At 66.6% G+C, this 20,777-nt stretch carries 22 protein-coding genes and 1 tRNA gene; 10 read left to right on the top strand and 13 right to left on the bottom strand.

Annotated features, from left to right (window positions below):
- Positions 1-16: 16 nt before the first annotated feature.
- From ACVOMH_RS08705 to ACVOMH_RS08670, 8 genes are all read left to right on the top strand, one after another.
- On the top strand, positions 17-631 hold the full coding sequence (locus ACVOMH_RS08705; protein WP_481551683.1) for a CDP-alcohol phosphatidyltransferase family protein: 615 nt from the start codon (positions 17-19) through the stop codon (positions 629-631).
- Positions 632-654: 23 nt separating this feature from the next.
- Entirely contained in the window at positions 655-1,770 is a 1,116-nt protein-coding gene (phaE, locus tag ACVOMH_RS08700) for a class III poly(R)-hydroxyalkanoic acid synthase subunit PhaE (protein WP_481551826.1), read from the top strand.
- Positions 1,767-2,834 carry a class III poly(R)-hydroxyalkanoic acid synthase subunit PhaC gene (locus tag ACVOMH_RS08695; protein WP_481551682.1) on the top strand — a complete coding sequence of 356 codons (1,068 nt, stop codon included), beginning with the start codon at positions 1,767-1,769 and terminating at the stop codon, positions 2,832-2,834. Before phaE ends, ACVOMH_RS08695 begins: the two co-directional genes overlap by 4 nt.
- The gene (locus ACVOMH_RS08690; protein WP_054657644.1) at positions 2,831-3,205 is read left to right on the top strand and encodes a YfeK family protein; all 375 of its coding nucleotides are present in this window, start codon (positions 2,831-2,833) and stop codon (positions 3,203-3,205) included. The genes ACVOMH_RS08695 and ACVOMH_RS08690 overlap by 4 nt, the downstream gene beginning before the upstream one ends.
- Positions 3,206-3,248: 43 nt before the next feature.
- On the top strand, positions 3,249-3,710 hold the full coding sequence (locus ACVOMH_RS08685) for a hypothetical protein (RefSeq protein ID WP_057506407.1): 462 nt from the start codon (positions 3,249-3,251) through the stop codon (positions 3,708-3,710).
- 134 nt (positions 3,711-3,844) lie between these two features.
- The gene (locus ACVOMH_RS08680) at positions 3,845-4,060 is read left to right on the top strand and encodes a hypothetical protein (protein WP_054657647.1); all 216 of its coding nucleotides are present in this window, start codon (positions 3,845-3,847) and stop codon (positions 4,058-4,060) included.
- A 113-nt stretch (positions 4,061-4,173) separates the two neighbouring features.
- Entirely contained in the window at positions 4,174-6,546 is a 2,373-nt protein-coding gene (locus ACVOMH_RS08675; RefSeq protein WP_481551681.1) for a Tex family protein, read from the top strand.
- Positions 6,547-6,710: 164 nt separating this feature from the next.
- Positions 6,711-6,797: transfer RNA gene (locus tag ACVOMH_RS08670), tRNA-Leu, on the top strand.
- Positions 6,798-7,038: 241 nt separating this feature from the next.
- Here the strand turns inward: ACVOMH_RS08670 and ACVOMH_RS08665 are convergent.
- From ACVOMH_RS08665 to ACVOMH_RS08625, 9 genes are all read right to left on the bottom strand, one after another.
- On the bottom strand, positions 7,039-7,602 hold the full coding sequence (locus tag ACVOMH_RS08665) for a fasciclin domain-containing protein (RefSeq protein ID WP_481551680.1): 564 nt from the start codon (positions 7,600-7,602) through the stop codon (positions 7,039-7,041).
- Between the two features lie 141 nt (positions 7,603-7,743).
- Positions 7,744-8,532, bottom strand: coding sequence for a hypothetical protein (locus tag ACVOMH_RS08660; protein WP_145974338.1), 789 nt, complete (start codon positions 8,530-8,532; stop codon positions 7,744-7,746).
- A gap of 348 nt (positions 8,533-8,880) precedes the next feature.
- Positions 8,881-9,960 (bottom strand): SAM-dependent methyltransferase, encoded by a 1,080-nt coding sequence (locus tag ACVOMH_RS08655; RefSeq protein WP_481551679.1) that lies wholly within the window; start codon positions 9,958-9,960, stop codon positions 8,881-8,883.
- 22 nt (positions 9,961-9,982) lie between these two features.
- Positions 9,983-10,756, bottom strand: a complete 774-nt coding sequence (locus tag ACVOMH_RS08650; protein ID WP_481523887.1) for a DUF1295 domain-containing protein — start codon at positions 10,754-10,756, stop codon at positions 9,983-9,985.
- Complete coding sequence (locus tag ACVOMH_RS08645; protein WP_481523886.1) at positions 10,753-11,289, bottom strand: DUF2878 domain-containing protein; 537 nt, start codon at positions 11,287-11,289, stop codon at positions 10,753-10,755. The genes ACVOMH_RS08650 and ACVOMH_RS08645 overlap by 4 nt, the downstream gene beginning before the upstream one ends.
- Positions 11,286-12,539, bottom strand: a complete 1,254-nt coding sequence (locus ACVOMH_RS08640; RefSeq protein WP_481523885.1) for a class I SAM-dependent methyltransferase — start codon at positions 12,537-12,539, stop codon at positions 11,286-11,288. The genes ACVOMH_RS08645 and ACVOMH_RS08640 overlap by 4 nt, the downstream gene beginning before the upstream one ends.
- Positions 12,536-13,312 (bottom strand): DUF1365 domain-containing protein, encoded by a 777-nt coding sequence (locus ACVOMH_RS08635; RefSeq protein WP_481523884.1) that lies wholly within the window; start codon positions 13,310-13,312, stop codon positions 12,536-12,538. The genes ACVOMH_RS08640 and ACVOMH_RS08635 overlap by 4 nt, the downstream gene beginning before the upstream one ends.
- Entirely contained in the window at positions 13,309-14,577 is a 1,269-nt protein-coding gene (locus tag ACVOMH_RS08630; protein ID WP_481523883.1) for an NAD(P)/FAD-dependent oxidoreductase, read from the bottom strand. Before ACVOMH_RS08630 ends, ACVOMH_RS08635 begins: the two co-directional genes overlap by 4 nt.
- A 1-nt stretch (position 14,578) precedes the next feature.
- Entirely contained in the window at positions 14,579-15,544 is a 966-nt protein-coding gene (locus ACVOMH_RS08625) for an acyl-CoA desaturase (RefSeq protein WP_481551678.1), read from the bottom strand.
- A 195-nt stretch (positions 15,545-15,739) separates the two neighbouring features.
- Between ACVOMH_RS08625 and ACVOMH_RS08620 the strand changes: the two genes are divergently transcribed.
- The gene (locus tag ACVOMH_RS08620; protein WP_481551677.1) at positions 15,740-16,324 is read left to right on the top strand and encodes a sigma-70 family RNA polymerase sigma factor; all 585 of its coding nucleotides are present in this window, start codon (positions 15,740-15,742) and stop codon (positions 16,322-16,324) included.
- Positions 16,321-16,989, top strand: coding sequence for a ChrR family anti-sigma-E factor (locus tag ACVOMH_RS08615; protein ID WP_481523880.1), 669 nt, complete (start codon positions 16,321-16,323; stop codon positions 16,987-16,989). The genes ACVOMH_RS08620 and ACVOMH_RS08615 overlap by 4 nt, the downstream gene beginning before the upstream one ends.
- Before the next feature lie 79 nt (positions 16,990-17,068).
- Here the strand turns inward: ACVOMH_RS08615 and folE are convergent, their stop codons facing one another.
- The 4 genes from folE to ACVOMH_RS08595 all read right to left on the bottom strand — a co-directional run bounded on the left by folE (position 17,069) and on the right by ACVOMH_RS08595 (position 20,725).
- Positions 17,069-17,779, bottom strand: coding sequence for a GTP cyclohydrolase I (gene folE / locus ACVOMH_RS08610; protein WP_481551676.1), 711 nt, complete (start codon positions 17,777-17,779; stop codon positions 17,069-17,071).
- An 83-nt stretch (positions 17,780-17,862) separates the two neighbouring features.
- Positions 17,863-19,422 (bottom strand): cryptochrome/photolyase family protein, encoded by a 1,560-nt coding sequence (locus ACVOMH_RS08605; protein ID WP_481551825.1) that lies wholly within the window; start codon positions 19,420-19,422, stop codon positions 17,863-17,865.
- Entirely contained in the window at positions 19,389-20,150 is a 762-nt protein-coding gene (locus tag ACVOMH_RS08600; RefSeq protein ID WP_481523878.1) for a hypothetical protein, read from the bottom strand. Before ACVOMH_RS08600 ends, ACVOMH_RS08605 begins: the two co-directional genes overlap by 34 nt.
- Positions 20,147-20,725, bottom strand: a complete 579-nt coding sequence (locus ACVOMH_RS08595) for a lipocalin family protein (RefSeq protein WP_481551675.1) — start codon at positions 20,723-20,725, stop codon at positions 20,147-20,149. Before ACVOMH_RS08595 ends, ACVOMH_RS08600 begins: the two co-directional genes overlap by 4 nt.
- Positions 20,726-20,777 lie beyond the last annotated feature (52 nt).

Here is a 20,777-nt window from a genome sequence, read left to right as displayed (position 1 = left end):
GGCCAAAAGACCCGATATGAAGCGCCACTTTTCGATGCTCCGTGAATTCCAGCTCGCCGATTGGTTCACGCTCGGCAATGCCTTCTGCGGCACTGGCGCGGTGTTCGCCGCGATGCGCTTCCTGCAGGACGGGCGGCGTGGCTTTTTGATGTTCGGCATGGCGCTGATTCCGCTGGCTTTCATCTTCGACGCCTTGGATGGACGCGTGGCCCGCTGGCGCCAGTCCTCGTCCACGCTCGGGCGCGAACTGGATTCACTGGCTGATGTCATCTCCTTCGGCGTCGCACCGGCCGCACTGGCTTATGCCTGCGGCATGCAGGGCGGCTGGGACTGGATGGTGCTGAGCTATTTCGTCTGTTGCGGTGTCAGCCGGCTGGCCCGCTACAACGTCACCGCCGAGGCCTTGTCCGGGGATTCGGACAAGGTGCCTTATTTCGAAGGCACGCCGATTCCCACCAGTCTGGCTCTGGTGATCGTGCTGGCGGTTGCCGCGCACTTCCAGGCCATCGGCCCTGCGCTCTGGGGCGGCAGCTGGCAGCTGGGGCCGTGGCAGCTGCATCCTCTGGTGCTGCTGTTCGCGCTGTCGGGTTCGCTGATGATCAGCAAGACACTGCGTATCCCCAAGCCCTGACACGGCCGCCGGGTGGCATTGTTATGATCCCCCGATACTCCGGGAGTGGATCGATGGCAGCGCCAGGCAACAACGACAGCAAGGGTTTCGAGGAGGGCATGCGCCGCCATTGGGAGGCCTGGACCCAGGCCATGCAGGGCCAGGGCGCCGCAGCCACCGCCGACTTCCCGTGGCGCGAAAGCATCGAGCAGTGGACTCGGCTGGTTACCACTGACACTCCGGCGGAAGTCCAGGAACTGGGTGCGCGCTTCCAGCACCAGGCTGGTGACTGGCTGGCGGCGATGCAGCAGGTGGCGGCACGCTTCGCCGGCCGTGATACCAGTGCCGCCGAGGTGGCTGGCGCCTGGCGCGACACGGTGCAAGGGCAGGGCGATGATCTGCTGCGCTGGATGCTGGAGGCCGCCCGGGGAGGCAACGCACTCAACGACCAGCCATGGGTTCGCGAGTTCGCGCGCGCGGCGCAAACCGGCTTCGGTGGCGAATGGCTCAATTCTCCCTTGTTCGGCCCGGCCCGCGAGCACCAGGCGCGCTGGCAGGCGCTGCTGAAAATCCAGCAGGACTATCAGGCGCGTGCCGAGGCTTATATCGATTTGATCCGCACGGTTCTGGACGACGCATTCAAGCGCTTCGAGGCCAAGCTCGCCGAGCACGAATCTTCCGGAAGCCAGCTGACCAGCGCCCGGGCCATGTTCGATCTGTGGATCGATGCCGCCGAGGACGCGTACGCAAAAATGGCGCTGTCGGAAGAGTTCCAGCGTATTTACGGGGAATTGGCCAACGCGCAGATGCGCCTGCGTGCGGCATCGCAAAGCGAACTTGAGCGCGCCTGTGAGGCGATGGGCGTGCCCACGCGCAGCGAGATGGATACCGCGCACCGCCGCATCACCGAGCTGGAGCGCCAGCTCCGGCGTTTGCTGGAGGCAACCGCGCGTACCACTGAGGCCCCGGCTTCGGTGGCACCGGCAGCCCGATCGCGCAGCACATCCGCAGCAAAGGCCGCACCGAAAGCCCCGAAAGCCTCCAAAAAAGCGGCAGCAAAAGCAGCGCCGGCAAAGGTCAAATCGCCCCGGGCCAAACCTCGGGAGAAGCTGGGCGCGACCAGGAAACAGCCGCCGGCCCGCGGTGAGGGCAAGGCATGAAAGGGCCACTGGGATTTGGCAGCGATGACCTGCTGCAGGAGACCCTGCAATGGCAGCGCAAACTGCTGGATGGCCTGAAGCTGCTGCCACAGGTGGAAGACGTCAATTACGGTGTCACCGAGCGCCAGGAAGTATGGAGTGACGGCAAGGTCAAACTGTACCGGTTCGTGGGAGAACACCCCAAACAGGACCTGCCCCCGCTGCTGATCGTCTATGCCCTGGTCAATCGCCCGTACATGGTCGATCTGCAAGATGGCCGTTCGCTGGTGCAGAAGCTGCTCGCCTTGGGGCAGGACGTCTATGTGCTGGACTGGGGGTACCCGGACCGCTCCGAACGTTTTCTCACGCTGGAAGACTACCTGCTGCGCTACATCGACGGCGCGGTGGATCACCTCCGCGCGCAGCAGCGCGGCGCGCCGGTGAACCTGCTCGGCATCTGCCAGGGCGGCGTGTTCTCGCTGTGTTACAGCGCGCTGCGGCCGCACAAAGTGCGCAATCTGATCACCATGGTGACGCCGGTGGATTTCCATACGCCCGACAACATGCTGTCGCATTGGGCGCGCCACGTGGATGTGGATCTGTTCGTCGATACGCTGGGCAACATCCCGGCAGATCTGATGAATGCCAGCTACCTGATGCTCAAGCCCTTCCGCCTGAACGTGCAGAAATACGTGGGGCTGATGGACATCCTGGACGACAAGCAGGCGCTGGAGGATTTCCTGCGCATGGAAAAATGGATATTCGATTCACCGGACCTTGCCGGCGAAGCGTTCCGCCAGTTCGTCAAACAGTTCTACCAGGCCAATGGATTGATGGAAGGAAGCATCCTCATCGGCGAGGAAGCGGTGGACCTGGCCCAGCTGCAGATGCCGTTGCTGAACATCTATGCCGAGCAGGACCATCTGGTGCCGCCCGCCGCATCACGGGCGATGCGGGATCGGGTGGGCAGCCGCGACTACACGGAACTGGGGTTTCGCGGGGGGCATATCGGCATCTATGTGTCAGGCCGGGCACAACGCGAGGTTCCTGGCGCGATCCATCAATGGCTGAGCGAACGCGCATGAACCGTTGGACGGTGCTGTGGATATGCGCGGTCCTGACGGCCACGCCAATGCGCGCGCAGGCCGCCCCCACTGCAACCACGCAACGCGAAATCGCAGGACTGATGCAGGCGCTGGAAAATTCCGGCTGCCGCTTCCAGCGCAATGGCAGCTGGTATGGCCCCGGCGAGGCACGCGCGCATCTGCAGCGCAAATACGACTACCTGCTCAAACGTGACCTGGTCGGCAGCAGCGAGCAGTTCATCGAACGCGCGGCCAGCCGCAGCAGCCTGAGTGGCCGGCCTTACCGGGTTGCGTGTCCGGATGCTCCCGAGCAGGACGCGGCGGCATGGTTCCAGCACACGCTGCGGCAGTTGCGCGCACCGTCACCCTGATGGCCGGCATTCGGGCGCGCGGTGATTGCGGTGCGAGGGCGTGATGACTGGTCACACGCCGTCCTTGCGTTGGGGATTGCGTGCCTTGCAGGGGCTTGGCGCGTTGTGGACGCTCCCCAATTCCCTTGTCGGCCTGGCTGCGGGCCTGGCCGGATGCGTTGCCGGCGCGCGCGCCTACTGGAGTCCGCGCGACTGTGCACTGGTGTTCAGCCACTGGCCCTGGGGGCCGGGGGGTGCAATCACCTTCGGCATGGTGATCCTGCATACCGGTGACAATCTCGACGGGCTGTGCGCGACCTATGAACATCGGGCCGGACACTGCGAGCATCCCCGCGTGCGACTGGGAGACCATGAACGTGCACATGTGTTCCAGTACATGGTGCTGGGGCCGCTGTTCCTGCCGCTCTATCTGCTTTGCGGCGGTGTCAGTGTGCGCAATCCTTTCGAACGTGCGGCGGATCGCTATGCACTCAGCGGCCGCGGCTGGTGGCCGGGGCGTCACTGAACTTCTGTGAAGGTTCGCCCTGTTTTGATACGGCAACACCACGGTCATGAAGCGTCAACGCGATCTGTACATCCTTCTAACGCGTCGCCAAGTAAGGTGGCGCCGTTCTGGTTTCTGGAGGAGTACCAACCACCATGGCGGTTGTTCTTTATATCGGTGGCAGCAAGGATGGCGACAAGGGCGTGGTGCCCTACGGTTTCAGCAAGACCCGCGCGGACACGGAGCAAGGTCCAGAGTTCTATGTGGAGCGGATGATGGATGTGAACGGTAGAGGGCGGGTGCGCGTGATGGTGCTGGAGGATCTGCGCGACGAAATCGCCATCCAACGGCTGAGCCAGCACCTGGGGTGAGTGAGCTTGCCGCGCGCCGGGCAACAGGTCCGGCGCCTGCTGTCAACGGCTTCCGCTGACAGCCATGCGTTGCCAGAATGGCTTTCCTGTCATCGTGGTTTCCGCATCAAGCAATGCAAGACATCAAGCTCGCGCAGCACATTGCGCAGACCATCGCTGCCGAGATCGGCGCAGATCCGTCACAGGCCAAGGCCGCCATCGCCCTGTTGGACGAGGGGGCGAGCGTTCCGTTCATCGCGCGCTACCGCAAGGAAGCTACCGGTGGCCTGGATGACACACAGCTGCGCAATCTGGAAGTACGCCTGACCTATCTGCGCGAGCTGGAGGATCGTCGTGCCGCGGTGCTGGCCAGCATCCAGGAACAAGGCAAGCTGACCGACGAGTTGCGCAGCGAGATTGCCGGGGCCGATACCAAGTCCCGACTGGAAGACCTGTATCTGCCGTACAAGCCCAAGCGCCGCACCCGTGCCCAGATCGCCCGCGAAGCCGGGCTGGAGCCACTGGCCGATGGCCTGCTGTCCGATCCTTCACTGGACCCACAGGTTTTCGCCGCTGGATTCGTTGATGCCGACAAAGGGGTGGCCGATACCAAGGCGGCGTTGGAAGGCGCACGCGCCATCCTGATGGAACGATGGGGCGAGGATGCGGCACTGGTCGGTGAATTGCGCCAGTGGCTGGCTGAAACCGGCGTCATCCGCGCCCGCGTGGTCGAGGGCAAGGAGGCTGAAGGCGCCAAATACCGTGACTACTTCGACCATGCCGAATCGCTGGCGAAGATTCCCTCGCATCGCCTGCTGGCGCTTTTCCGCGCGCGCCGCGAGGAATTCCTGTTTCTCGAACTGGACCCGGGCAGCGATGCCGAAGCCGGGCACCAGTACGCCGAAGGACGCGTGGCCTACAACGCCGGCATCGCTGACAAGGGGCGGGCTGCCGATCGCTGGCTGCTAGACGCCTGTCGCCTGGCCTGGCGCGCCAAGCTGCACATGCACCTGCTGCTGGATCTGTTCAACCAGGCGCGCGAGAAGGCCGAAGCGGAAGCAATCGCGGTGTTCGGTGACAACCTCAAGGATCTGCTGCTGGCCGCTCCGGCCGGACCCAAGACAGTCCTGGGGCTTGACCCCGGCATCCGTACCGGCTGCAAGATCGCCGTGGTCGATGCCACCGGCAAGCTGGTCGCGACCGAGACCATCTATCCGCACGAGCCGCGCCGGCAGTGGGAGCAGTCGCTGCAGACGCTCAAGCACCTGTGCACCAAGCACAACGTCGAGCTGATCGCGATCGGCAACGGTACCGCCAGCCGCGAAACCGACAAGCTCGCGGGTGAGGTCATCGCGGCCTGTGCCAATCCCAGACTGCAGAAGGTGGTGGTCAGCGAAGCCGGTGCATCGGTCTATTCGGCGTCGGAGTTCGCCGCCAAGGAGTTCCCTGAGCTGGACGTGTCGCTGCGCGGCGCCATTTCCATCGCCCGTCGCCTGCAGGATCCATTGGCCGAACTGGTCAAGATCGAGCCCAAGGCCATTGGCGTGGGCCAGTACCAGCATGACGTGGACCAGTACCGGCTGGCCAAGGCACTGGATGCACGGGTGGAAGACTGCGTGAATGCCGTGGGCGTATTCGTCAACACCGCCTCGGCGGCATTGCTGTCGCGTGTGTCGGGTCTGTCGCCCAGCGTGGCGGAAAATATCGTGCGCCATCGTGACGAGAATGGCCCATTCAAGCGCCGCAAGGAACTGCTCAAGGTGCCGCGCCTGGGCGACAAGACGTTCGAACAGTGCGCCGGATTCCTGCGTATCGCCGATGGTGATGAACCGCTGGATGCGTCGGCGGTGCACCCGGAAGCCTATCCGGTGGTCGAGCGCATCGTCTCCGCCGCTGACCGGCCGATCAAGGCGCTGCTTGGCGATGGCAGCTATCTGCGCAGCCTGAAACCCGAACAGTTCACCGACGACAAATTCGGTGTGCCAACCGTGCGCGACATCCTCAGGGAACTGGAAAAGCCCGGCCGCGATCCGCGTCCGGAATTCAAGGCGGCGCGCTTTGCCGAGGGTGTGGAAGACATCAAGGACCTGCGTGAGGGCATGATTCTGGAAGGCGTGGTCAGCAATGTCGCCGCGTTTGGCGCATTCGTCGACATCGGCGTGCACCAGGATGGGTTGATCCATATCTCCGCACTGTCGGACACCTTCGTCAAAGATCCGCGCGATGTGGTCAAGGCCGGCGATATCGTCAAGGTCAAGGTGCTGGAAGTGGATGTGCCGCGTAAACGCATCGCGTTGACCCGCCGGCTGGACGATGCCACCGGCCCGGCCCGGCCTGAAGAGCGGGCCCCGCGCCGCGATGGGCAAGGCGCCGGCCCGCATCGCGATAACGGCAACCGCGGCGGAGCCGGCCGCGGAAGCAACACTGGAAGTCGTCCGGGCGTCAGCTCCGCCCCTGCCAACAACGCGCTTGCCGATGCGTTCGCCCGGGCCCGGCGCGGTGGTTGATTGGAGCAGATTGCCCGCCGAGGGTCTCGCCACGCAGACAGTCCCCTCACCACAGCGGGGCGGCAGCTCGGTGACAAGGCAGGAGTCACCGGGAGATTTTTCAGGATTTAAGTGAAATCTTGCTGCCCAAGCGGAAAAGCTCAGCTATAATCGCCGGCCAGCCAGCCGAAGTGGCGGAATCGGTAGACGCAGCGGATTCAAAATCCGCCGCCCTTAAAAGCGTGTGGGTTCGAGTCCCACCTTCGGCACCAAGCATGTAAAACGCCCCTCGTCGACAACGACTTGGGGCGTTTTTGTTTATGGAGCAGCGCGGGGGGATTGCGAAAGATGCTGCAGCCTTCGTCGGGTTGTAGAGGTTCAAGCGGGTTTCGCGGTGCGGCTACTCGGCCAGCGTCCGATCTCCTGCCTGACCACCTCGCCCCTGCAGGACACCGGGATCGGCATCCAGCAACGGTGGCCTGCGGCAGTCGCAGGCCACCGTTGAGCAGGCGCTTACTTCGGCATCAGCACGCTGTCGACCACGTGCACCACGCCGTTGGACTGCATGAGATCGGCGGTAGTGACCGCGGATTTGCCACCCTTGGCATCCACCACCCAGACTTTCCCGTCTTTCAGTTCGACGGTCAGTTCCTCACCCTGCACCGTCTTCAAGGTGCTGCTGCCGCCCTGGCTGCTCGCGGCGGCGACCAGCTGGCTGGAAGGGTGTGTGCCCGGTACCACGTGATAGGTCAGGATGCCGGTCAGCGTGCCCTTGTTTTCGGGCTTGAGCAGGGTATCGACCGTGCCCTGGGGGAGCTTGGCGAACGCCTCGTTGGTGGGAGCGAACACGGTAAACGGGCCCTTTCCGGCGAGCGTGTCTACCAGCCCTGCGGCCTTCAGCGCAGCTACCAGGGTGCTGAGTTCACTGGTGTTGGAAGCGGTCTCTACGATGGTCTTCTGTGCACCCATCGCTGCGCCACCCGTCGCCGGATTGCCGGCGGCGAAAGCGGAAGGAACGGTGGCACCGGCAAGCGCGAGGCCGGCGGCGATGGCAAGACGCTGGATCTGGATACGCATGTTCAAGTCCTCATGGATATCGCCTCCGGTCGGAGGCGGGGGGAAAGCGCAGCCTTGGCTGCGGTTGTTGTCGATCGGCAACCGCACCGTCCGTGCACCACGTGGCGGCCTGGACGGTGCAGCCGTTGAAGCAGCTCCGAATCAGAAGTCCCAGCGGGCGGCGACGCTCATCGGCACCGAAATCCGCTTGGCATCGTTGTTGATGCTGCCCAGACCGAGCCCACCGATATCGGCGTCATCACCGCTGAGCTTGTCGACGTAGCGAACGCCGGCCTGCGCGGTAAAGCTGAAGGTCTCGCCGACCGGAATGATCACGCCCACATCCAGACCACCGGACGCGGACCAGGTCTTCTTGGTGAAGCGTGCATCCGGAATGGAAATGGCGGCATCCGGAATATCGAACGAGGCGTTGATGGCGTCGGTATGCGTCGCGCCGATGCGGGCGGCAAGGAAAGGACGCGCAGCGCCCGGCTGCATGAAGAAACGGCGGTAGCCGAACTCGGCGCCGTAGCTCTTGTAGGCGCTGAAACGGCCGTACACCGGCAGCTCGGTGTCCAGCGCCGGCACGAAGGCGCCGCCCACCTGCACGCGACCGGGCGAGGCATAGCTGTAACGCACCTGCCCGAACAGCTCGGCGCTGTCGCTCAGGCCATAGCCCATTTCCAGGCCGTAGGTGTCGGCCAGGCCATAGATGCGGTCATGGCTGCGCGACTGGATACGCAGCTCGGCACTGACCCCTGCCAACGCAGGGTTGAGCGGTCCAAGGTCGGGCACGGGCGCGGTGGCACCGCCGTGCACGTCGCCGCTGGTCGGCATGTCAACGCCACCGAAGGCGGAAAAACTCCACTTGCCGGCTTCAACGCCGGATGCGTGGGCAGTAACGGATGCAGCCAGACCGGCAGCGAGAACGACAAAGGCAGCAGACTTCATTGGGGCTCTCCAGGCTGAAAGGGAAGTGCACAGGGTCATGCGTCTTCCAATACGCAGCACGCACACGCTTGGATGCACGCCAATCGCGATCGGAGCCGGAAAATCCATCGGATAGAAGTTGCGGGGTTGGCGTTGACGCGGCGTACACACGCGATAGCCCCAGAACCCACCGCGGTGATCGGTGAAATACGCAGTGCGGTGGCGCCTGCGGCCGACAGCTAGGCCCCCCGCCGGTTCGGCGGTGTCGGCGATGGCCATCCGGTGGGCCGCCGCAAGGCGTCACGGCGGCGTGCCCGGGGTATGTGGCTGGATGACGCCGATACCCGCCACGTCATCCAGGCGCGGAACTCAGCGGCGCTGGAACAGGTAGTGCGAGACCATCCACTCCTGGCCGTCGGTATGCCCGAACAGCTCGGCGCAGGCCATCCAGAACATCCGCCAGCGCTGGAACCACAGCCCGGCGGCCTCGCCATAGGCCTGGCGCAGGATCGTCATCACCGCTTCGCGGTTGGCATCCTGGTGTTCCAGCCACTGGTTGGCGGTGCGCTCGTAGTGGGTGCCCTCGACCAGCCACTGCTGCTTGATCGTCAGTGCGTCCTGGAAGTGCAGCAGGGTATCGGCCGCCGGCATCAGCCCGCCGGTGAAGAAGTGGCGGCCCATCCAGTTGTCCGAACCGGCGGTCTCGAACGGGTAGAGCAGGGTGCGGTGCACGAAGATATGCACGAACAGCTGGCCACCCGGGCGCAGCCAGCCGCCGATGCGGGCCAGCAGGGTGTCGTAGTTGCGCATGTGCTCGAACATCTCCACCGAAACGCAGCGGTCATAGGCGGCCTCGGGCAGGGCCAGGTGGTTCACGTCGCGGGTGAGTACCTGCACGTTGTGCAGGCCGCGCTCCTGGCAACGCGCCTCGATGAAGGCGCGCTGGCCGTTGGAGTTGGACACCGCGGTGATGCGTGCGTTCGGGTAGTGCTCGGCCATCCACAGGGTCAGCGAACCCCAGCCGCAGCCCAGCTCGAGGATGTCCTGGCCATCGGCCAGCCCGGCGCGCTCGCAGTACAGCGCCAGCATCGCTTCCTCGGCCTGGGCCAGGGTTTCGTCGCCATTGGGGTAGTAGCAGCACGAATACTTCAGCCGCGGCCCCAGGCAGTGGGTGAAGAAGGCCGGCGGCAGCTCGTAGTGCTGGCTGTTGGCTGCCTCGGTCTCGATCGCCAGCGGGCTCTGGCGCAGCTCCTCCAGGCGCTGGCGCTGGCGCAGCGACTGCGCCTCCACGCCGCCCTCCAGTTCCTCGCTCAGCCGCTGCTCGCACAGGCGGCGGATGCCGGCGCGCACCAGCGCATCGGGCAGCAGGCCACGTTCGGCCAGGCCGAGCAGGCCGGGGGCCGCCCGGTCGGGCGAGAGTTCGTTGCGGTCCAGGGTGGTGGTGGTCATGGCGCGGTCCTCGGCAATACGGTCAGGGTTTGGGGAACCAGGGGAAGAACATCGGCGTGCGCCGCTGGTACTCCCGGTAGTCGTCGCCCCGCGTGCGCAGGGCCTGTTGTTCGGTGAACGGGATGCCGCTGATGAAGCGCAGGAACAGGTACATCAGGACCGGGCCGAGCAGGCCGAGCCAGACCAGCGGTCCGCCGAGCGCGGCCACGGCCCAGGCGCACCAGTGCAGCCATTCGAAGAAGTAGTTCGGGTGGCGCGAGTAGCGCCACAGGCCACGGTCACAAGTGCGGCCGCGGTTGGCCGGATTGGCGCGGAAACGGGCCAGCTGGGCATCGGCCAGTGATTCGCCCAGTACCGAGACCAGCCACAGCGCAGCGGCGCCGGCCAGCTGCAGCGGTGACGGGTCCGGGTGGGCGACCACGGCGGCCAGCGGCAGCGAGAACAGCACCACCAGCAGGGCTTGGAACTGGAAGAAGGCCAGGAACTTGCGCTGGTCGCCGTGCCAGTACTGGCGCAGGGCCAGGTAACGGCCGTCCTCGGCCTCGCTGCGCACACGCCGCCACAGGTGCCAGGCCAGGCGCAGGCCCCAGGCAGCGGCCAGGCCACCGACCAGGGCGCGCGCGGTCCAGGCGCCGCTGCCGCTCAACGCCAGCCACAGGGCCGAGCAGGCCAGGCCGAAGGCCCACAGCACATCGACGATGCCGGCATTGCTGCGCCGGCGCTGCCATTGCCAGCCCAGCAACATCAGCACGACGGCAAAGGCCCAGATCAAGAGCAGTTGGGTAGCAAGATTCATCGGGTCGGTCCTCCGGATTGATCAGGTGCCAGGCCACGTGCGGCCAGTGCCGCCAGCAGTGGCATCGCCAGCGCCCAGCCGGCGCCCAGCGCGAGCAGGCCGTGCCAGTCCGGCTCGCTGAACTGCACCGCCTGCCAGCCACGTGCTGCGCCCAGGTAGGCCAGCGGGCCGCCGATGGCGCCCAGCAGCGCGGCCAGCCACAGCCGCCGGTGCAGGTAGCCCAGCAGCGGCACGATCACCAGCGCGAAGGCCAGCCACAGCGCCAGGATCCAGGCCGGCGAGCCGGCCCACGGCCAAGGCGCGGCATAGGTCAGCAGGCCGCTGCCGGTCCACAGGTTTTCCAGCACCAGGCCGATGGCCAGCGCCGCCAGCACCAGCCGGGTCTCCAGCGCACGCTGCGGCGAGACCGCCAGCCGCCACAGCGCGAACAGCACCGCGCACAGCACGCCCGGCCACCACAGCCCGTGCCCGGCGCCGATCACCGCGGCAAACCAGGTGGCTTGGTAAACCAGCAGGATGGCCAGGTTGTTCATGCCGGCTCCACCGCGGCCGGGCGCCAGCCCGGCTTGGCCATCACCAGGTGCGACACGCCGATCGAACGCTCGCGGAAGCCACCCTCGCAGTAAGCCAGGTAGAACTCCCACAGCCGGATGAAACGCTCGTCAAAGCCCTGCGCGCGCACCGCCGGCAGCTGGGCCAGGAAGCGCTCGCGCCAGGCCTGCAGGGTGCGGGCGTAGGACAGGCCGAAATCCTCCAGCGCGATCAGCGCCAGGTCGCTGCTGCGGGTCTTGGAGGCCAGCATCGCGTTGACGGAAGGAATGAAACAGCCCGGGAACACGTGGCGCTTGATGAAGTCCACCGACTTCAGCGCCTGCTCGTAGCGGTGGTCCTCGATGGTGATCGCCTGCACCAGGGCCAGGCCGTCGGGCTTGAGCAGGCGGCCGATCTGGCCGAAGTAGCTGTCCTGGAAATCGGCGCCGACCGCCTCGATCATCTCGATCGAGACCAGCTTGTCGTACTGGCCGGTGAGGTCGCGGTAGTCCGACTGCAGCAGGGTGATGCGCGCGCCCAGCCCGGCCTCGGCGATGCGCTGGGCGGCTAGGTCGTGCTGTTCGCGCGAGATGGTGGTAGTGGTGACCCGGCAGCCGTAGTGGCGTGCCGCATGCAGGGCAAAGCCCCCCCAGCCGGTGCCGATCTCCAGCACATGGTCATTCGGCCCGAGCTTCAGCTTGCGGCAGATCAGGTCCAGCTTGCGGGTCGAGGCCGCTTCCAGCGTGTCCTCGGCGCCTTCCCAGCAGGCCGAGGAGTACATCAGGTCCGGCGACAGGAAGAGGCCGAAGAACTCGTTGCCCAGGTCGTAGTGGGCGGCGATGTTGCGCCGGCTGCCTTCCCGGGTATTGCGGCGCAGCGCATGCAGGGCCTTCATCGCCAGCCCGCCCAGGCGCGCGCTGCCGGTTTCCATGCCGTCGAGCAGGTCGCGGTTGCGCACCAGCAGCTGGATCAGCCCGACCAGGTCGCTGCACTGCCACAGCCCGTCCATGTAGGCCTGGCCGGCGCCGACGCTGCCGTGTGTGGCCAGTGCACGGTAGAAGCCCGGGTCGTGGATCTGCAGGGTGATGCTTGGGCCGCTGTCGGCCTGGCCGACCTGCAGCGTTCCCAGTGTGTCCTGGATCACCAGCTGGCCGTGGCCGAAGCCGGCCAGCTGCTGGTGCATGCGCTGGCGCAGGAAGCGGTCGAGGGCGCCGAAGCGGGGCGCGGTGCCGGTCTGCACGATGCTGTTCAAGGGGTGTCTCCGGAAACTCGGGGATGGGTGTGGAAGGGGGTGCGCTTGAGCCACAGGCGCAGCGCATGCCAGTAGATCGCGACCACCACCTGGGTGGTCATCAGCGGGTAGCGCCACAGCACCCGCGCCAGCGAGCCGCCGGTCAACGGCAGCCGGCGCAAGGAGAGCCGGGCATCGAACTCGCGCCGGTCGCCCTCGGACACCGCCATCTGCACCAGCAGGTGTTCGTCGGGCAGGCTGAAGCGCCAGTCGTAGCCGCGCTGCATGCCCATGAACGGGGAGACGTGGAAGGTCTTGTCGAACTCCCAGCGCAGCAGCCGGCCCTGCTGGCTGGCCTCGGCCAGCGGCAGCACGTAGGCATGGCGCTCGCGCCACGGGGTGTTGGTGATCTCGGCCACGATGCTGTGCAGGGTCTGGCCGTCGGCCTGGAAGCAGTAGTAGAAGCTGACCGGGTTGAAGCTCAGCCCGGCATAGCGCAGGTGGGTGAGCAGGCGCACCGGGCCGTCCGGGCGCTGGCCGGTGGCGGCCTGGACCCGGTCCTTGACCGCCTCCTTCAGCGGCCGGGTGGCCGGGCCGAGGAAATCGGCGCGCTCGAAGCGGGCCAGGTTGCGGCGGCCGACCGACCACAGCCAGCGCCCGGCAAACACCTGCTCCAGTTCGTCCAGGTCCAGGTAGAGCTGGGCCATCCGGTAGCCGAAGGCGTGCACGCGCGGGTGGTGGCGGTGGTGATGCACCACCCCCTCGTAGACCGCGCTGTGCAGTGGGCCGCTCATGCGCCGTGCCCGGCGGGGCCAGCGGGCCAGTCCTCGCCCAGCGCGCTGGCCACTTCGACCGCGCTGCGCATGCCGTCTTCATGGAAGCCCCAGCCCCAGTAGGCGCCGGCAAACCAGGTGCGGTTCACGCCCTGGATCTGTCCGCGCTGCTGCTGCGCGGCCACCGACTGCGGGGTATAGACCGGATGGTGGTAGTTGAGCCGGCGCAGCACCTTGGCCGGGTCGATCGCCTCGCTGCGGTTGAGGGTGACCACCAGCGGCTCGGGCGCGTCGATGCCCTGCAGCAGGTTCATGCAGTAGCTCACCGTGCACGGCGCATCCGGGGTGCCGGGCACGAACGCGTTCCACGCCGCCCATGCCTTGCGCTGGCGCGGCAGCAGCGAGGCATCGGTATGCAGCACCACCTCGTTGGGCTGGTAGCCGATCGCGCCGAGCACCGCCTGCTCGTCGCCACTGGCATCGGCCAGCAGGGCCAGCGCCTGGTCGCTGTGGCAGGCCAGTACGACTTGGTCAAAGCGCTCGCTGCCGGCCGCGCTGTCCACGCGCACGCCGTCACCGTCGCGGTGCACCGCCTGCACCGGGCAGGCCAGGCGTTCTTCCACCTGCCAGCGTGCACGCAGCGCGTCGACATAGCGTGCCGAGCCGCCGCGTACCACCCGCCACTGCGGGCGGTCGCTGACCTGCAGCATCTGGTGGTTGGCCATGAACTGGACCAGATAGCGCGCCGGGAACTGCAGGATCTGCTCCGGCGGCGAAGACCACAGCGCCGAGGCCATCGGCACCAGGTGATCGTCACGGAAGGCCTCGCCATAGCCATTGGCCTGCAGCCACTCGCCCAGGCCGGGGCCGGGGCCCTCGCCCTGGAGCAGGCTGTGAGCCTGGCGGTAGAAACGGAACAGGTCGCGCACCATGCCCAGGAAGCGTGGCGAGACCAGGTTGCGGCGCTGGCAGAACAGCGCATCCAGCGAGGTGGCGTTGTATTCCAGCCCGCTGCGGCCGTTGTGCACCGAAAAGCTCATGGTGGTGGGCTGGGTTTCCACACCCAAGGTCTGGAACAGCCGGGTCAGCAGCGGGTAGTGCTCCGGGTTGTGGACGATGAAGCCGGTGTCCACCGCGTAGGTGCGTCCGCCCAGGGTGATGTCGTGGGTGTGGGTGTGCCCGCCGAGGTAATCGTTGGCTTCAAACAGCACCACGTCGTGTGCGTGTGACAGCAGCCAGGCACTGGCCAGCCCGGCGATGCCCGAGCCGATGACGGCAATCCGCATCTCAGTGGCCCTCCTGGTTGAACACCCACGCGGGCACGGGCTTGAGGTCACGTACCAGCCCGAACAGGGCCAGCAGGCGCAGGCCGTACCAGGTCAGGTCCACTTCCCACCAGCGGAAACCCTGGCGGGCGCTGCTGGAATAGAAATGGTGGTTGTTGTGCCAGCCCTCGCCGAAAGTGAGCAGGGCCAGCAGGAAGTTGTTGCGGCTGTCGTCGTTGGTCTGGAAACGGCGGGTGCCGAAGCGGTGTGACAGCGAGTTGATGGTCACCGTGGCGTGGAATAGGACCACGGTGGAGATGAAGAACCCCCATACCAGCAGTTGCCAGCCACTGGTACCCAGCGCCGGCCAGAAGTGCTCCAGCAGCGCGCCCAGCGCGTACAGGCCCACGGCCATGGCCGCAGGCACCGCCACGTCATAGCGATCCAGCCAGCGCAGCTCCGGGTAGCGGGCCAGGTCCTGCACCCGGCTCAGGTCGGTGGCAAATGCTCCCCGGGTCATGAACCAGCCCATATGGCTGCGCCAGAAGCCGTGCCGCGGCGAATGCGGGTCCTGCGGCTGGTCGGCGTAACGGTGGTGGTGGCGGTGGTGCGCGGCCCACCACAGCGGCCCGCGCTGCACGCTGGCTGCGCCGATCAAAGCAAACACGAACTGCAGCACGCGCGAGGTGCGGAAGCTGCGGTGGGAGAAATAACGGTGGTAGAACCCGGTGATGGCGAACATTCGCACGGCATACAGCAGGCCGGCCACCAGCAGTGCCACCGGCGAGACCCCGACCCAGATCACCGCCGCGCAGCCCAGGTGCAGCAGCAGGAACGGCACCACCCGCATCCAGTCGACGCGGTCGGCATCGGCCTCGTCCGGGGGCGGCGCGGCGCTGCTGTCAAACCACAGGCGCAGGATGCGTACCAGGGGGGCGGAAGCTGGGGGAGGTGTCGACATGTCGGGAGGAGCGTGGTCCAAAGGCATTACTGGCAATCCGCGTGGTTCGGTGGGTTGTACGGTATTGTCAGGGCATTGGATGCAGGTGAACGGGCCGTCTGCCTGCATCCAAACTGCAACGGTGCACGTACAACGGGTAAATCCCGTACCTTCGCGAACTGCCCTACCATGTGCCCGGAAGCCCATCACGGAGATCTGTCGCCCTTCGAGGCGGCCAGAGCCATGTCGATCACTGAAGCAGGTCCGGGCAATCCCGGTTACTGGTCCGGGCAGATGCAGGCCGTCGCCGTGCAGCGTGACCAGCGTTGCTTCCTGCGTATCTATGACCATTTCGCACCACGTGTACGGCTGTACCTGCGGGGACTGGGCGCGCCGGAAATGGTGGCCGAGGAGCTCGCACAGGAAGCCATGCTGCGGCTGTGGCAACGTGCCGAGAGCTACGACCCGGCACGCAGCACGCTGTCGACCTGGCTGTTCCGGGTCGCACGCAATCTGCATATCGATCGTCTGCGCCGTGAAAGCCCCGGGCTGGCAGTGGAAATGGATGCCGATGAGGGAATGGAGTTCAAGCAGGAAACCGAGAATCCGGACTTCTCTTCAGCAGAGAGCTACGCGGCCCACGCCGACCTCAATGAACGTATCGAACGCCTGTCGGCCCTTCAAGCACGCCTGATCCGCATGTCCTATTTCGAAGCCAAGTCACACCAGCAGATTTCCGAGGAGGTCTGTATGCCGCTGGGCACGGTCAAGTCGCACATCCGGCGCGCCTTCCAGCAACTGCAGTCCAGCATGCAGGGGGCCGCATGATTCCGCGTCATCACCTGGATTCGGCCACCCTGGTCAGCCACGCCGCCGGTGCATTGTCCCCGGCGATGGCGGCTGTGGCGGCCACCCATCTGGATACCTGTGCGCATTGCCGCCGTCTGTTGACCCAGGCCGAGCATGTCGGCGGGGCGCTGCTGTTGCAGCAGCAGCCACCCGCTGCCTCGCCACGCGAGGCGCAATTGCGCGAGGACATCCTCGGCCGGCTGCGTGAACCGTTGCCCCCGCGGCCCAGCGAACCGCTGCCGTTGCCGGCGCACCCCTCCACCGAGGCATTGCCGCGGCCATTGCAACCGTATTTCGGCCGCACCTGGAAGGCGCTGCGCTGGCGCTGGGTGGCGCCTGGCGTACACATGATCCGGGCGCCGCAAATCGCCTCCGATACGCTGGTGCTGCTCAAGATTGCCCCCGGCAAGAGCCTGCCGCTGCACAGCCACGAAGGCAGCGAACTGACCCAGATCCTGCAGGGCGCCTACGACGATGCGCTGGGCCACTTCGGCCCGGGCGACATGGCCGACCTGGACAGCGAGATCGAGCACCAGCCGATCGTCTCGCCCGGGGTGCCCTGCATCTGCGTGGCCGCGCTGGATGGCCCGCTGAAGTTCAACGGCTGGCTGGCGCGCAAGATGCAGCCGATGGTCGGGCTGTAACCGGGCCGACACACCAATCAGAACGGCCCGCCGGAAGTATTCCGGCGGGCCGTTTGCGTTTGCGGCGCTGAGGCGTGGCTCAGTGCTGGTGGCGCAGCGACAGGAACTCGCGGCGCAGGGCCGGGTCGCTGAGGAACTTGCCGCGCATCACGCTGTTGGTCATTTTCGAGCCGTCGTCCTTCACTCCGCGCCAGTGCATGCAGTAGTGGTCGGCTTCCATCACCACCGCCAGGCCATCGGGCTTGAGCCGCTGCTCGAGCAGGTTGGCGATCTGGCTCACCGCCTCTTCCTGGATCTGCGGCCGGCTCATGATCCACTCGATCAGGCGGGCGTACTTGGACAGCCCGATCAGGTTGGAGCCGGCATCGGGCAGCACGCCGATCCAGACCCGGCCGATGATCGGGCACAGGTGGTGCGAGCAGGCGCTGCGCACGCGCAGCGGGCCGACGATCATCAGCTCTTTCAGGCGCTCGGCATTGGGGAACTCGGTCACCGCCGGGGCTGGTTGGTAACGGCCGGCGAACAGCTCGCGCACGAACATCTTGGCCAGGCGGCGGCCGGTGTCCTGGGTGTTGTGGTCGTTGTCCACGTCGATCACCAGCGCCCGCAGCAGCTCCTGCGCCTTGAGCGCGACTTCCTGCTCGATCGCGGCCAGCTCGCCCTCGTGCAGGTGGTCGGCAATGTTGTCATTGGCATGGAAGCGCTGGCCGGCCCGGCGCAGGCGCTCGCGCACGCGCTCGGAAGCTTGCAGGGGATGCAGCGTCGTGGAATCAGGCAGGGGCTGGGACATGGCAGGACTCGCGGCAGTAAGGGGGGAGGGGAAGGGAGCAGGGCCGGCCGTGCAGGCAGGGTCCGGCCGCTGCGGGTGGAGGCTCACAGCGCCTCCAGATTGGCCAGCAGCTGCCCGGCCTGCTGCGCCAGCGCCTGGCGCCGGCTCTCGGGCATCCGTGCCAGCTGCCGGTAGGGCATGGCCAGGCGCGGGTTGCGGCCCAGGGTGTCGGCATGCCGTTCCAGAAAGTTCCAGTACAGCGCATTGAACGGGCAGGCCTTGGCGCCGGTGGGCAGGTCGCGGCGGTAGGGGCACTGGCCGCAGTGGTCGCCCATCCGGTGCAGGTAGGCCGCGGCGGAGACATACGGTTTGGTCGCGAGCAGGCCACCATCGGCGAACTGGCTCATGCCCAGCGTGTTGGGCAGCTCCACCCACTCGAAGGCATCGATGTAGATGCCCAGGTACCAGCGGTGCAGGGCCCGCGGCTCGAGCCCGGCCAGCAGGGCGAAGTTGCCGATCACCATCAGCCGCTGGATGTGGTGGGCATGGGCGTTGGCCAGCGACAGCTTGATTGCGCTGCGCACGCAGGCCATGCGGGTGTTGCCGGTCCAGAACCAGTCCGGCAGCGGCCGGGTGTGGCCCAGTGCGTTGCTGTCGGCATAACCGGGCATCTGCGCCCAGTAAACCCCGCGCACGTACTCGCGCCAGCCCAGGATCTGGCGGATGAAGCCTTCCACTGCGGCCATTGGCGCCTGGCCATCGCGCCCGGCCGCCTCGACCCGCGCGATCACCTCGGCCGGGCCGAGCATCTTCACGTTCAGGGCAAAGGAGAGCAGCGAGTGGAACAGGCGCGGGGCCTGCGCGCTGATCGCGTCCTGGTAGTCGCCAAAATGCGGCAGGCCGTAGTTGATGAAGGCCTCCAGCTGCTGCAGCGCCTCGCCGCGGTCCAGCGGCCAGCGCAGTGCGTGCGCGTTCGGCTCGCCGAAGCTGGCCACCCCGGCCGCGCTGATCGTCTGCCACAGCGGGCGCAGGTCATGGCGCGGGCGCAGGTCCGGCGGTTCGGGCGGGTCGCCACGCCAGGCCTTGCGGTTTTCCGCATCGAAGTTCCAGCGCCCGCCCAGCGGCTGGCCGTCGGGTTCGAGCAGGACCCGGTGGCGCTGGCGCATGTGGCGGTAGAACAGCTCCATCGTCCAGCGCTTGCGGCTGCCGAAAAAACGCGCCACCTCCTCCCGGCTGGTCAGAAAATGCGCGCTGTCCACGCAGTGCACCGCGATGCTCTGCTGCGCGGCGTACTGGCGCAGCTGCGCATCCAGCCGCCACTCGTCCGGGGCCTGGTATTCCAGCGTGCCGGCCGCGTGCCGGGCCAGCAGCGCGTCCAGGTTGGCGGTCAGCGACTGGCGGTTGTCCGGCGCATCGATGGCCAGGTAGCTGACCCGGTGCCCGGCGGCGCGCAGCTGGTCGGCAAAGCGCCGCATCGCCGCGAAGATCGCCAGGATCTTCTGCGCATGGTGCAGCACGTAGTCGGTTTCCTGGCGCATCTCCATCAGCACGTAGACCACGTCCGGGCGCACGCTGGCGAACCAGGGATGCCCGGGATTGAGCTGGTCGCCAAGCACCAGGCGCAGGCAGGTCACGGCTCGCTTTCCAGTTGCCGTGCCTGCCAGTGGGACAGGCCGATGATCAGGGTGGTCACCACCACCAGCACCGCCAGCGACAGTGCCACGGCCGCGGCTACGCCAGCCCCGGGCAGTGCCGAGGCTTGCTGCCGGGCATATACCCCGAGCAGTCCCCAGACTGCGGCCAGCGCATACCACGGGTTGCCGCGCAGCTTGATCAACACGACCAGCAACAGCGCCGCAGCCAGTGCGAACAGCACCAGCGTCCACGGCAGCATGGTGCGGGTGGGCAGCAGCTCGAACGCGACCACCACCTGTGCGGTGTTCAGGAATACCGCCAGCGACAGCCAGCCGGCATGCAGAGACAACGGCAGCCATTGCCACCAGGGGCCGCGGGGCTGGTTCCGGGTGGTTGAAACCATCCAGGTGGCGGCCAGCAGGCAGCCCAGGCTGAGCCAGATCACCGCCAGCGCCAGCCAGAACCATTGCTGGGCGAACACCACCATCCACAGCGACGTCAGCGCAAAGCCGGCCGCGGTGAGTTGGCGGATGCGGCGCAGCCGCAGGGAGTCGTCCCGGGTGAGCGCCTGGCCAAGGGCGAACACTCCATCGAGCAGGAAGATTGGCCCCCAGATGGCGAACGCATAGCCGGCGGCAACGATCAGGGTCGGGTAGCGGGCGGATATCTCGCCGTTACTCGGCCCAAGCAGGCCGGTATTGGAGAGCCAGCCCACCAGCGGCATCGACAAGGCCAACAGCAGTACCAGCCATTTCATTGGCATTCTCCGTGGAACGTGTCCTTGTCCTGGTCGGTTTCCGGCCACTGCTGCGGGACGCGTTCGATCCGGCTGGTGTCATAGCCCAGCGCCGCGGCGCGATCGAGCATGGCCTGGTAGTCGGCTTCCGGCACGGCCGGGGTGCGCGCCATGTACCACAGGTAGTCGCGGGCATCGCGCACAACCATCACCTGGCTGTAGTCCGGTGCCAGCCAGCCGACCAGGTACTGCGCCTTGAACAGGCCGAAGAAGCGCACTTTCCACTCGGCATTGCCGGTGCCCGGCTGCACCAGGCCGGTGGAGGCCAGCAGCTTGACGGGTGCATCGAAGCTGTCCGGGCGGTAGCGGTACCAGGTGCAGACCTGGCCTTTGCTGTCCAGACGATAGGTCTCCACCGGGTTGTGGCTGCCACGCTCCAGACGTGTGGGGATGATGCCAATCACATACCAGCGGCCCATGAAGCGGGGCAGATCCACCGACTCGACCGGGGTGATGGGGGAGTGCTTGGCTTGGGCACAGCCACTGAGCAGGGCGGCCACCAGCAGCGGCAGGACAAAGGGGAGGGAAAGGCGCATGGCAGGCGTCCACGGTCGGAGGATGCAGGTGTTTACGCAGCGGCCATCGCTC

It is taken from the genome of Stenotrophomonas sp. STEN013 (genome assembly GCF_056760355.1).
The sequence above is the reverse complement of the archived record's forward strand: the minus strand, read 5'-3'. Positions and strand labels throughout refer to the sequence as shown.